Origin of the sequence: Methylomonas sp. AM2-LC (assembly GCF_039904985.1) — a bacterium.
Classification (GTDB): domain Bacteria; phylum Pseudomonadota; class Gammaproteobacteria; order Methylococcales; family Methylomonadaceae; genus Methylomonas.
Genome location: NZ_CP157005.1, coordinates 3,859,894 through 3,872,183, shown reverse-complemented (window position 1 = coordinate 3,872,183; position 12,290 = coordinate 3,859,894). Strand labels below are relative to the sequence as shown.

10 protein-coding genes are annotated in these 12,290 nt (G+C 41.5%); 7 read left to right on the top strand and 3 right to left on the bottom strand.

The features are described from left to right. Window positions 1–99 precede the first annotated feature (99 nt). Both ABH008_RS17155 and ABH008_RS17150 read left to right on the top strand, forming a co-directional pair. On the top strand, window positions 100–1,575 hold the full coding sequence (locus ABH008_RS17155) for a hypothetical protein (protein WP_347986833.1): 1,476 nt from the start codon (window positions 100–102) through the stop codon (window positions 1,573–1,575). A 62-nt stretch (window positions 1,576–1,637) separates the two neighbouring features. Next, window positions 1,638–1,844 carry a hypothetical protein gene (locus ABH008_RS17150; RefSeq protein ID WP_347986832.1) on the top strand — a complete coding sequence of 69 codons (207 nt, stop codon included), beginning with the start codon at window positions 1,638–1,640 and terminating at the stop codon, window positions 1,842–1,844. Between the two features lie 3 nt (window positions 1,845–1,847). Here ABH008_RS17150 and recQ read toward each other — a convergent pair whose 3' ends face one another. After that, window positions 1,848–3,971, bottom strand: coding sequence for a DNA helicase RecQ (recQ, locus tag ABH008_RS17145; protein WP_347989990.1), 2,124 nt, complete (start codon window positions 3,969–3,971; stop codon window positions 1,848–1,850). Between the two features lie 203 nt (window positions 3,972–4,174). Continuing rightward, window positions 4,175–5,812 carry an L-aspartate oxidase gene (gene nadB, locus ABH008_RS17140; RefSeq protein WP_347986831.1) on the bottom strand — a complete coding sequence of 546 codons (1,638 nt, stop codon included), beginning with the start codon at window positions 5,810–5,812 and terminating at the stop codon, window positions 4,175–4,177. Between the two features lie 362 nt (window positions 5,813–6,174). On the opposite strand from nadB, the gene rpoE reads away from it, so the two are divergent. Genes rpoE through cysK form a run of 5 tightly spaced genes read left to right on the top strand, consistent with a single transcriptional unit; the run spans window position 6,175 to window position 10,762 of the window. After that, window positions 6,175–6,765, top strand: a complete 591-nt coding sequence (gene rpoE / locus ABH008_RS17135; RefSeq protein ID WP_347986830.1) for an RNA polymerase sigma factor RpoE — start codon at window positions 6,175–6,177, stop codon at window positions 6,763–6,765. A 19-nt stretch (window positions 6,766–6,784) separates the two neighbouring features. Beyond that, entirely contained in the window at window positions 6,785–7,303 is a 519-nt protein-coding gene (locus ABH008_RS17130; RefSeq protein WP_347986829.1) for a sigma-E factor negative regulatory protein, read from the top strand. Continuing rightward, on the top strand, window positions 7,300–8,397 hold the full coding sequence (locus tag ABH008_RS17125; protein ID WP_347986828.1) for a MucB/RseB C-terminal domain-containing protein: 1,098 nt from the start codon (window positions 7,300–7,302) through the stop codon (window positions 8,395–8,397). Before ABH008_RS17130 ends, ABH008_RS17125 begins: the two co-directional genes overlap by 4 nt. 45 nt (window positions 8,398–8,442) lie before the next feature. Next, entirely contained in the window at window positions 8,443–9,849 is a 1,407-nt protein-coding gene (locus tag ABH008_RS17120; RefSeq protein WP_347986827.1) for a DegQ family serine endoprotease, read from the top strand. A 13-nt stretch (window positions 9,850–9,862) separates the two neighbouring features. Then, on the top strand, window positions 9,863–10,762 hold the full coding sequence (gene cysK / locus ABH008_RS17115; RefSeq protein ID WP_347986826.1) for a cysteine synthase A: 900 nt from the start codon (window positions 9,863–9,865) through the stop codon (window positions 10,760–10,762). A gap of 6 nt (window positions 10,763–10,768) precedes the next feature. On the opposite strand, the gene ABH008_RS17110 is transcribed toward cysK, so the two are convergent. Continuing rightward, window positions 10,769–12,016, bottom strand: coding sequence for a diguanylate cyclase (locus ABH008_RS17110; RefSeq protein ID WP_347986825.1), 1,248 nt, complete (start codon window positions 12,014–12,016; stop codon window positions 10,769–10,771). Between the last annotated feature and the right edge of the window lie 274 nt (window positions 12,017–12,290).

The window sequence follows — 12,290 nt, the reverse complement described above, 5'->3', positions numbered from 1 at the left end:
ACGATGTTGGCAGCAATGTGTATATTCACAGCGTAAGTTAGCCAAGCGGCTTTTATGGCTGAATAATTAAAATAATTATAATTAACTAGGATTCTTAGTATGCAAGCGCAAGACACACTTTCTTTTTTAAAAGACCTGTTTTTTACTTATTACCAGTTTACGCTTGATAACCCGGTATATGCTATTTGTCTGGCGTTAGTAGTCTGGCTATTCACCTGCATACTATACAGCTTAAGTATTTATGCGCTGAACAGAAAAATTCGAATTCATCTCAAAACCATCGAAGAGACGCAAAACAGTCTGAATGCTGCTCAAGAGCAAATTAAATTGTTGCAGCAAGATGTCATTGACATTGAAATGCAGGTTGAACATGAAAAGCAACAGGCTGAAGCTTTACGCAGCCAACTGCATGAACTTGGTTCGCAGATTACAGAAAATATTGTGGCTTTAGCTGCCGATTCCAGTTTGGGTCAGCAAGGCTTGACTGTCAGAGAGGGGCTGTCACCAGAACAATTATGGCAACGCTATAACGGCGCTGTAAATCAAATCTGTGAACGTCTGCAAACGCAAGTTGACACAATTAGTCACTTAGAACAGGATAATCAGGTCGGTACTGAAAAAATTGCCGAAATGGAGCAACAACTACAATCTGCGCTACTGAGTTCTGACAGTTTAAAACAGCAGGTAGTGAAACTGGAACTGGCTTTGCAGGAACAAACGCGTTTAGTTGAAGAGCAGCAGCAAAGTGCTGAACAACGCATATTGGAATCAGAAGCTAAATATCAGGCGGATATTAACAGACTGACTAACGTTGAAAAGCAATTTGCAGATTTGCAGATAAAATTTCAGAATCAAGCCGTCAAGGCGCAACCTGTAGAGTCGATTAAACCGATTGAAATTAAAGCGGCGCTAGAAACTACCTCCATTCCTTCAAACGTTAAGGTAGAGCCTCGTCAGACCGTTCAGCAAAAAGAACCGCAAATTGCCTTGGAAAGCCAGCCTATCTTAGAACTTAAAGGTACAGAAAACGTTGCTGAACATACAGAAAATCAAGGTTTTGGCAGCCGATTTAAATCTTTGTTAGGCAATGCCAAACATAAAATTGATAAACTCGATGAAAAACTTGGACAACGTACGCCGTTACCGCAAGATATAGATGACGCTGAATTAGGGCTAGATAAGCCAGAGGAAACACTAACGGAACAACCCGAAACTGTTTCTTTGGTAGACCCCCTGGTGGTTGTAGAAAAAAATACCAGCGGTGGCCTAGGCGGTAAATTCAAAAACATGTTTGGTTCTTCTAAATCTAAAAATGTGCAGCTTGAGTCTTCTGTTGAAGAGCAAGCTACAGAGTTGCCAGTTGATCAAGCTGTTACCTCGGCTAAACCAGAATCATCTGGATTGGGTGGAAAATTTAAAGGCTTATTGGGTGGAGGAAAATCTAAAACTATTCCTGAAACGATAAGTGTCGAGGCCTCTCAACCCGAACCAGAACCAGTGGTTGCAGAAGTTGCCGCGCCAGCAGAAAACGCCGGGCAAATTAAAAGCCTGTTCGGACGTTTTAAGCGTAAATGATGATTAGCCAGAATAAACCAAGTAAGTGCTTATCTGGTATTTGCTCAGTTAGAGGCCTAAGAATGAAAAGAGATAAGCACTTATTGATGGCATTTATTATTTCGATAACTAGCAGCGGCTGTTCCACAGCTAGTTTTCAGCAATTAGGTTATTTTGCTGTGCAGAATTTTGGTGCCTATCAATGTCAAAAAAACATGGTCTCCGAGTGCAATGCCAGACCAAATTATGATGAGTATCAACGTCAGCGTGGAGAAATACAAAAGCAATAGGGGTTATCGTAAACGCCATTGTAAAGAAGCTCTTACGCAACGTAATACTTCGTAACTGTATTCGCCCGCAAAGTGTTCGTAAACAGGTTTAAGCGCATTTTTCTGTTGATCAGGCAGATGCAGGAATTGATCTTCAATAGCGGTAATGTCAGCATTGGAAAGATTGACAACTTCATGTAGATCTATCAGTCCGGTTTCCAGGTTTTTTGAAAGGTGATTGTAAACTGTGTCGGTTTTTAGATTGCGTTTAGCTGCAATTTGTTCGACGTTTAATCCCAGTCTGAATAGGTCCAAAGTCTCGTTAGCAGTGTCACTACTGATGGCTTTGATTTCAAGCGAGCTAAACTGGGCTAATACTGCTAGAAATTCATCGCCATATAAAGCCAATTTACGCTCCCCCACGCCACTAATTAAAGCCATTTGCTGTTTGTTGCTTGGTCGATTTTCCAGCATGGCCATTAGTGTGGCATCGTGAAAAATCACATAAGGGGGGACATCTTGCAAATCAGCCAGTTCGCGGCGTTTGGCACGTAAAGCATTCCACAAAGCGCTATCGGGCTGTGGTTTGTCGGATTTATCCCTTCTCAGTTTTTCAATGGCTACATCCTGTCGTAACATCAATGTCTGCTCGCCACGCAAGATTGGGCGACAGGCATCGGTCAGTTTCAGGCTGCCATGACCTTCAAGGTCAACTTCCACCAGCGCTCTGGCTACCAGTTGCCGAAACACTGAGCGCCATTGGTTTTCATCGAGTGCTTTACCAATGCCGAAGGTGGACTGATGAGCGTGTCCAAATTGCTGGATGCGGGCGTCTTCTTTGCCGCGTAGTACATCGATCAGATAGGTGACTCCAAAACGTTGTCCGGTACGGTAAATAGCAGATAAAGCCTGTTGAGCGGGTAGGGTACCATCCCAGGTCTTTACTGGTTCCAGGCAGGTATCGCAATTGCCACAGTTGTGATCCAGAATATCACCAAAATAAGAAAGTAAAATCTGACGACGACAGCTAACAGATTCGCACAACGCTAGCATGGCATCCAGTTTATGGTATTCGATACGTTTATGCGTTTCATCTGCGGTAGACGAGGCTAGCATTTGTCTCAAGGTAATTACATCCTGTAAACCATAGGCCATCCAGGCATTTGCAGCATTACCATCACGACCAGCACGCCCGGTTTCCTGGTAATAGGCTTCAATACTTTTGGGTAAATCCAAGTGTGCCACAAAGCGCACATTAGGCTTGTCTATACCCATGCCAAAAGCGATAGTGGCAACGATAATCAAGCCATCCTCCATCAAAAACTGATGTTGGTTTTTTTGTCGAATATCGGCTGGCATACCCGCATGATAGGGGAGGGCTCGTAAGCCTTTTTGATTGAGCCATTCCGCAGTATCTTCAACTTTTTTTCGGGATAGGCAATAGACAATGCCAGTGTCACCATTATGTTCAGCGTTAATGAAGTTAAGCAATTGCTGACGCGCATTTTGTTTCTGGATAATACGGTAACGAATATTAGGACGGTCAAAACCGCTAATGAATACCTCAGATTGTTCCAATGCCAGACGCTGGATAATTTCTTCGCGGGTACGTTCGTCTGCAGTAGCCGTGAGAGCTATGCGTGGGACGCTTGGGAATAGTTGGTGTAAAACCGAGAGCTGTAAATAATCAGAGCGAAAGTCATGCCCCCATTGTGAGACGCAATGCGCTTCATCAATGGCAAACAAAGCGATTTTGCAGCGTTTTAGTAAGGATTGTGTGCGGGTATTACTAAGCCGTTCCGGAGCTATATAAAGCAAATCCAACTGATTGCTGATGAGTTGCTGTTCAATATGACGGACTTCATCTAATGACAAGGTTGAATTAAGAAACGCAGCTTTAACTCCTAATAAATGTAAGGCGGTCACTTGGTCCTGCATTAACGCAATTAGCGGTGATATGACAATACCAACGCCATCCATAATAATGGACGGAATTTGATAACACAGAGATTTGCCGCCACCTGTAGGCATCAATACCAGTACATCACGTCCACTGCACAATTGACCAATAATGTCTTGTTGTTGCCCACGAAAGCTGTTGTAGCCAAATACTGAGCGTAGGGTTTGCAATGCGGGGTTAGTGGTCATGAGCATGGAGTGTTATACACGTTTCAGAGATATCTGATCTGAATTTGCTAAAGCTGAAAGAATCTACTATTGTAAATCTATCCATTTGTATGTTGTTTTTTAGCGGATGTGCTTGATAGCTAAGCATTATGCCATAAAACAAATATCCATTTAGCGATTGCAGTAATCACATAAAACCTGAAATTAGGCTTAGCGGGATATAGCTAATTATTACCATAATTTTTGGGGATTAAAATAGTGTTTTGTGGAGCCTTACTGTTATCAGTATGTGGATAATCCTGGGTAAAATGTAAGCCTCGACTTTCTTTACGCATTTGAGCGCAGCGGATGATTAATTCTGCAACAATCACCAGATTGCGTAATTCTAACAAATCACTGCTGATGCGAAATTGACCATAGTATTCCGAAATTTCCTCTTGCAGTAAAATGACGCGATTCATAGCACGTTCCAAACGTTTATTGGTCCGAACAATTCCAACATAATCCCACATAGAGCGGCGCAGTTCATCCCAATTATGACTAATCAAGACTTCTTCATCTGAGTCAGATACTTTTGATTCGTCCCAATTTGGCAAAATCCCCGGTTTAGGAATATTAACTATATGATGACGAATATCGAGATTGGCTTGTTCGGCAAATACCAGACATTCCAGTAATGAATTGCTGGCCATGCGATTTGCACCGTGTAAACCAGTACAAGCGACCTCGCCAATAGCATATAAACCTGGTATATCGGTTCTGGCATGACTGTCGGTTAATATGCCCCCACAGGTGTAATGTGCAGCAGGCACCACTGGAATGGGTTGTTGACAGATATCAATATCCAGTTCCAGACATTGCATATAAATGGTCGGGAAATGCTTTTGAATAAAATCGCGTGATTGATGGCTGATATCCAGATAAACGCAGTCTATGCCATGTTTTTTTATTTCGCTGTCTATAGCGCGCGCCACAATGTCGCGTGGAGCCAGTTCCATTCGGCTGTCATACTGTTGCATAAAGCGTTTGCCGTTGGGTAGCAGTAAATGCCCGCCTTCACCACGCACTGCTTCGCTAATCAAAAACGAATGTGCGCTGGGATGATATAGACAGGTAGGATGAAATTGCATAAATTCCATATTGCTAATACGGCAACCTGCTCGCCATGCCAATGCAATTCCATCCCCGGAAGAGGTGTGCGGATTAGTCGAATATAAATAAACTTTATTGGCACCACCAGTAGCTAATACCAAAATTTTGCAAGCAATACTGGTAATTTTGCCCGTTAAGCTATTTAGAACATATGCACCACGAATACCCTGCGTTTTTTCACCCAGATTTTTGGCGGTGATTAGTTCCACTACATTGTGATATTCCAGCAGGGTAATATTGGCGTGTGCACGCGCTCTTTCAATCAAAGACAAAGACACCGCTTTGCCGGTTGCATCGTCAGTATGCACAATACGACGGTGGGAATGTCCGCCCTCGCGGTTAAGATGTAAGCGTAATTTGCCGCTGGAACTATGTTCTTGAGTAAAATTTACCCCTTGTTCGCGTAACCATTCAATGCTTTTACGACCCTGGCCGACAGTTAGGCGCACAATTTCTGGATCACATAAACCAGAGCCAGCAATTAAGGTATCTTCAATATGTGATTCGATAGAATCATGTTTTTCGTCGTAAACCGCAGAAATTCCGCCTTGAGCATAATAAGTACTGCATTCTGTCAGGGCAAATTTGGCTAGTACGGCTATTTTGAAAGAGTCAGCCAGATGCAGAGCCAAACTAAGCCCTGCGCCACCACTACCGGCAATAACTATGTCATAGTAATCTTGTGTTGATGAGGAGTAACTGTTATTCAAAGTTGAGTATTAATTCAAAAAAGATAAAAAAAATTTTAAAGATGATAACGTATTTGTAACAATTTTATAGTGTATTCTTTATGTATAGCGTGTTCAGTATGATTAAACTGTGACTCCTTGGAAAATTCAATAGAGCAGATTTGCAATTTAGTTTTTTGCTCAGGTAGGATAGGCATTTTACGACCCATCATACAAGGCAAGCATTGGGTGTTTTTTCTTGTAGAATGGCTAAGCAACTTTATTTAAATCGCCTAGAAAAGGTTTAGTGAAATAACAGTTTTGCTCCCTAAACACAATTTTTTTTGTATTAGCAGAACTAATGCGGTTTAATTCTGTCTTGTTAATTATAGATAAACGATGAAGTGAACGAACAGACTAACCATAGTGAAGATTTAGATCAGGATTTGGTGCGCCGTGTACAACAGGGTGATAAATCTGCTTTTGATCTTTTGGTGATTAAATATCAGCATAGAATTGTGCATCTGGTAAATCGGTATGTGAAAGATCCGCATGAGGCTCAGGATGTTGCACAGGATACGTTTATTAAAGCTTATCGTGCATTAGCCGACTTCAGAGGCGAAAGTGCTTTCTATACCTGGTTATATCGTATTGCCATTAATACGGCAAAAAATTATTTATTGTCGCGTACCCGCCGCCATTCTGAATTTGAATTGGAAATGCAGGATGCTGAACAAGTAGAGAATGCACTTCAGTTAAAAGATATGCACACACCTGAAGATCAGTTGATGAATGAACAAATCGTTGAAGTGATCAAATTGGCGATAGAAAACCTACCTGAGGAAATGCGTATAGCCATTACATTAAGAGAATTTGAAGGCATGAGTTATGAGGAAATTGCCGAGGCTATGGATTGCCCCATTGGCACAGTGCGATCTAGAATTTTTCGCGCTCGAGAAGCTATTGATGAAAAATTGCAGCCATTGCTGAATTAACAGAACATAAGGTGTTTTGATGCAAGAACAAGTAAACGAAAAAATTTCATTACTCATCGATGATGAGCTACAGAGTGATAAGGCTTTATCGCTATTGCGAACTTTGGGGCAGGATGATGCTTTAAAGCAGCGATTGCAACGCTATCAGTTGATTAGTCAAGTTTTAAAAAACGACAGCTGTTATGTGCTTGATAAGCATTTTGCAGACAAAATTCATCAACAGATCAGTTACGAGCCCACTTTTATGCTGCCACGCAAAAAATCGAGCCTTATCAGCTTCAATTGGCAGAAAGCTGGATTAGCACTGGCCGCTTCCATTACTTTGGCTGTGGTGTGGGTGGCGTATAAAGTCGATACTCAAAAAAATCCTTATACTTTACAGCCTGCAATGGCCATCAATATGCAGCAGCCCAATACACTGGTGCCACTTAATCCGCATTTTAACGATTATCTGCAAGCTCATGACAATGCCGTATACAGTAGCGATGTTTACCGCACCCAACCTTATGCCCGAGTGGTGGGTTATCAAGAGCAATGAGTGAGTTAATCTGCAGTTCAACTGGTTTACAAGTAATCATGTGCGCACAGACTTCCTATCCTTTTGGAACAAGTTTGCAACGCAGACTAAATTATCAAGTATCTGATTTGGCATCCAAAATGTACAAAGTTTCTCAGGCTATCAGATATGTTTTTGTATTTTTGATCACTGCAATTTTGTTTGTTTCAGTTGCTCATGCCGAGGATAAATTGCTAAGTGCTCCTCAGTTATTTGAGAATATGAAACATGCGCTTAAATCATTAAATTATCAGGGTACTGTGGTACTGATGAAAAATGGACAACTCGATACCATGCGATATAAACACAGTGTGGTGGAAGGTGTTGAGCAGGAACGCTTATCTTCATTGAATTCACCGTTGCGGGAAGTTACACGTAAAGCCAGCGAAGTCAGTTGTCTTTTTAAGGAAACCAGTCAAAAAGTCATCAATCATCATCCAGTAGATAGCTCTTTCATTATCAATTTGCCAGAAGACAGTAGCCAAATTGATGCACTTTACAGTTTGGCAAAACAAGGAAAGGAATCAATTGCCATGCTACCTGCCGAAATTATTACCATTCAACCCAAAGACCAATTGCGTTATAGCCGCAAAGTTTGGATAGAAAGCCAGTATTTTTTGCCCTTGAAAGTCGAAGTTTACGATCTTAACGGTATGATACTTGAGCAGCTAGTGTTTACCGATCTAAAAGTGGAAGGTATTAATGACCCCAATCCTGTTGTTGAAACTAACGAAACGACACTACAGGTTAAGCATTTACATGCCAGTCAGGCAGAGCCTTATGAAAATGCGCCGTTTGTATTAAAAAATTGGCCTGCGGGTTTTAAAACCTTATTTTTCATTCGTAATTCAATGCAGCAAGCTCAAAAAGCGGTTGAACATTTACTCATTAGCGATGGCTTTTCTTCGGTATCTATCTATATGGAGCCTAAAGAAGCGCAGGGTGTAGAGGGACTACACAGTTTGGGTTCCGTCAATTCCTATAGCAAAGTATTAGATACCTACCAAATCACCGTTTTAGGTGAAGTACCTGCCCAGACGGTTGAATTTATCGCAACTGGCATTACATTACGTTAATAGATAGTCAATTTTAAATATTATCAAATTTTGAGAGAGGATTTCATGCTTAAAAAGCTGTTTTACGGAGCTTGCGTATATTTGTTGTTAAGCAACCTGAGTTATGCGCAATTGCCGGACTTTACCGAAATGGTAAAAAATAATGGTAATGCAGTGGTTAATATTAGCACTATACAAAAAAATACTGAGACTCAAGCTGCCGATTCTGGCGATCAGCAGCAGTTACCTCAAGATATTCCACCAGAAATGGAAGAGTTTTTCCGGCATTATTTTCAAGGTCCGGGTCGGGGTATGGCTCCTAAAGAAACTAATTCTTTGGGCTCTGGTTTCATTATTTCCAAAGACGGTTATGTGTTGACCAATAATCATGTGGTGAATAATGCCAGTGAAATTGTTGTTAAGCTCAAAGACAGACGTGAGCTAATAGCAAAATTGATTGGTTCTGACGAGAGTTCTGATGTTGCCCTACTAAAAGTGGAAGCTAAAGATTTACCCGTAGTGGAAATAGGTTCTCCAGACCAGTTGCAAGTGGGCGAATGGGTATTGGCAATTGGTACACCTTTTGGCTTCGATCAGTCAGTTACGGCGGGTATAGTCAGCGCCAAAGGTCGTAGTTTACCCGATGGTAATTACGTTCCTTTTATTCAAACTGATGTAGCGATAAATCCTGGAAATTCCGGGGGGCCTTTATTCAATATGCAAGGTAAAGTTGTTGGTATAAACTCGCAAATTTATAGCCGTTCTGGAGGCTATATGGGCTTATCCTTTGCTATACCCATTGATTTAGCAATGAATGTGGTAGATCAGCTTAAAAGCAAAGGCAAAGTTTCACGCGGTTGGTTAGGTGTGCAGATTCAGGATGTTACCCGTCAATTAGCAGAATCGTTTGGCATGGATCGTCCGCATGGTGCGTTGGTGGCCAAAATTGTTCCAGGTGGACCAGCTGAAAAAGCGGGTTTGCAAATTGGCGATATTATTGTCGAATTTAATGGTCAAATCGTAGAAACATCAGGTGAACTGCCGCCACGTGTAGGGGTAACACCGATTGATGAGCCTGCCAAGTTGAAAATTATTCGCCAAGGTGAAAAACAGGAACTTTCAGTCAAAATAGGTTTGTTGCCTTCTCAGCAAGTTGCACAAAAAAGTGATCCAAACGCAGAAGAAATTCATGCAAATCGTCTGGGTCTAGTGGTTACCGATTTAAATGCTGAGCAACGTCAAGAGCTACAAATTGAAAAAAATGGCGTATTTGTGCAAAGAGTCGGAAAAGGTATTGCTCAGGATATTGGTATACAACCTGGCGATATTATTTTAAGAATTCAAAATAATGTGATTCGTGATAGTAACGAATTCAATAAAATTCTTACTAAGCTGCCTACTGGTAAATCCATAGCAGTATTGGTGCAACGTAACGGTAATCCTATATTTTTGGCATTTAAGTTAGATAAATAAACTGGGAGTAGTGATGGCTAGTGCAAGTTTCATTACACAATTAATTGGAAATACACCATTAGTTAAACTCCAGCGTATTTTGCCCGAAAACGCCGCTACGGTTCTGGTAAAACTCGAATCCAGAAATCCGGGCGGCTCTGGCAAGGATCGAATTGCCTTAGCCATGATCCAGTCAGCAGAGAAAGCCGGTTTATTAAAAGCGGGGGGTACTATTGTCGAACCTACTGCCGGAAATGCCGGTGTTGCTTTGGCAATGGTCGCTTCTGCTCGAGGTTATCAATGTATTTTGACCATGCCAGAAAACACCACAGTCTATTGGCAGCAATTACTGAAACGCTATGGTGCAGAAGTAGTGCTGACACCCGAAATTGATGGACAGCAAGGCGCAATAGACAAAGCCAGAGCTATTGTCTGTGAAATTTCCGGTGCCTTGATGCTGCAACAATTTGAAAATCCGGCTAATCCTGAAATCCATCGGCAAACTACTGCACAGGAAATATGGTCGGCAACCAATGGTAATGTAGATGCTTTTGTCTGCGGTGTGGCTACCGGGGGTACTCTGACGGGTGTTGCAGATGTTATGAAAAATCGTAACCCGAACTTTAAAGTATTCGCAGTTGAACCTGTTGAATCTCCTGTGCTTTCGGGTGGATCACATACCCCGCACAGTATTTATGGTATAGGCTTGGGATTTATTCCCAAAAATCTGGATATTGATTTACTAGACGGCGTAGAGCAGGTCAGTAGTGAGGAAGCTGCTGGTATGCGTGAACGTCTGATTCGTGAGGAAGGTATCATTGCTGGTATGTCATCTGCTGCAAATGTGTGTGCAGCACTTCAGGTTGCCAGTCAGCTGGGTAAAGGAAAAACTTTGGTTACCCTAATAGACGATAACGGTGAAAGAGATAGGTAAGCAGGGTTAGTTTGCTTCCATTTTAAAAGTTTCTACCCTATTTCTGCCATTTTGTTTGGCAAGATACAAACATTGATCTGCTTGTTGTAACAAGTCTTCGTAAGACATCTTTTCGTTAGGTATGACCGTGGCAGTGCCAAGACTAATGGATACGAATGCGGACACCTTAGAGCCTGGATGCGGTAGTTGCAAACTTTCTACAGCAATGCGTAGCGTTTCTGCTAATAGTTTGGCCTGATCGGCATCACAAGCTGCTACCACACAAAATTCTTCTCCACCATAACGAGCAATCAAATCCCCAGCACGTCTAAAATAGTGGCGCAATGTTTTAGCAACCTCTTGTAAACAATGATCGCCTTGAATATGACCAAAGTGGTCATTGTAATTCTTAAAATAATCAATATCGACCATGATCAAGGACAACGGATAACTTTGGCGCACGGCACGCTTCCATTCGCGCTTAACAAAATAATCATAATAACGGCGATTAGGAAGTTGGGTTAAGACATCCATATACGCTAACTTTAAATGTTGTTTGGCTTTAACCAGACGACGATTTAATTTTTGATGGTTTAGCAAAGATATTAATATAACCACTAAACCAAAAACAGTAATGATAAAGTAGAACAATTGCTGTTTTTTTAAGTGTGTGGCAATAGATGCGTCTAAATCGGAACTAGGCATGGACATGCTGAGCGCAATTATAGGCGTTTTATCGTTTAGGTTTTGTTGGGTGTGGCATTTTATGCAACTGACATCGACGGGTAAAGCCAACATGTAGCGGAAATAAGAGGTACCTTCTTTGTTTGAAATAGTTTTTTTATTGGTTTCGCCCTTTTCAAAATCAAGCAGAGTGGCGGATTCCCAGTCATCGGGCTTTTGGTTACTATCTAATGGGTTAAGGCTAACCAAATGATATTGTATGTGAGAGGTTTCTGCGTTAACACTGCTAAGTTTATGGCTGAGACAAACGGGTACTACCCTAGTTAGAATCTGTCCGTTGGTGGTTTGCAAATCACTTTCAGGAATTGGCATTAAGGCATTAGGTTGTCCCTGTTCATTAACCAGCGCGTACAGCATCCCATACTGGTCAACCTCTTGCTGAAGTTTGATAAGATGATTGACCAGCATATCGGTTTGTTTGGCTATTAAATCTTGCGACGAACTTTTTATTTCCAGTGTTTGTTGGTAATAAATCGTCGAGATTATTGCTAACCAAAACACAGCATATATCAGAAATGTATGCCTATTCATTAGTCCCACCCATAAAATTTGCAGCACTTACGGCTTTTGCTACATTACAACCTTAAACCCATATCGGCAGTTGATCACTTCGTCAGCGAACTAAAGCCTTTTGAATCAATTAACTAACGGGCTAACACTTGTCACCTACAGGTTTAGGCGCCTACATACTTGAGGGTATGGATAGCAGCCAATTCTAGGTTAAAGCATTGCATACATGATTCAATAGTTGGAGGCACTAAATTTAAACTACAATGTATCATTTTTTGTGATCAGATGAGTGGAA

What these genes read in the sequence shown, in the direction of transcription:
- ABH008_RS17155 (WP_347986833.1), top strand. Translation starts at nt 100, where the DNA reads ATGCAAGCGCAAGACACACTTTCTTTTTTAAAAGACCTGTTTTTTACT.
- ABH008_RS17150 (WP_347986832.1), top strand. Translation starts at nt 1,638, where the DNA reads ATGAAAAGAGATAAGCACTTATTGATGGCATTTATTATTTCGATAACT.
- recQ (WP_347989990.1), bottom strand. Translation starts at nt 3,971, where the DNA reads ATGACCACTAACCCCGCATTGCAAACCCTACGCTCAGTATTTGGCTAC.
- ABH008_RS17130 (WP_347986829.1), top strand. Translation starts at nt 6,785, where the DNA reads ATGCAAGAACAAGTAAACGAAAAAATTTCATTACTCATCGATGATGAG.
- ABH008_RS17125 (WP_347986828.1), top strand. Translation starts at nt 7,300, where the DNA reads ATGAGTGAGTTAATCTGCAGTTCAACTGGTTTACAAGTAATCATGTGC.
- ABH008_RS17120 (WP_347986827.1), top strand. Translation starts at nt 8,443, where the DNA reads ATGCTTAAAAAGCTGTTTTACGGAGCTTGCGTATATTTGTTGTTAAGC.
- cysK (WP_347986826.1), top strand. Translation starts at nt 9,863, where the DNA reads ATGGCTAGTGCAAGTTTCATTACACAATTAATTGGAAATACACCATTA.
- ABH008_RS17110 (WP_347986825.1), bottom strand. Translation starts at nt 12,016, where the DNA reads ATGAATAGGCATACATTTCTGATATATGCTGTGTTTTGGTTAGCAATA.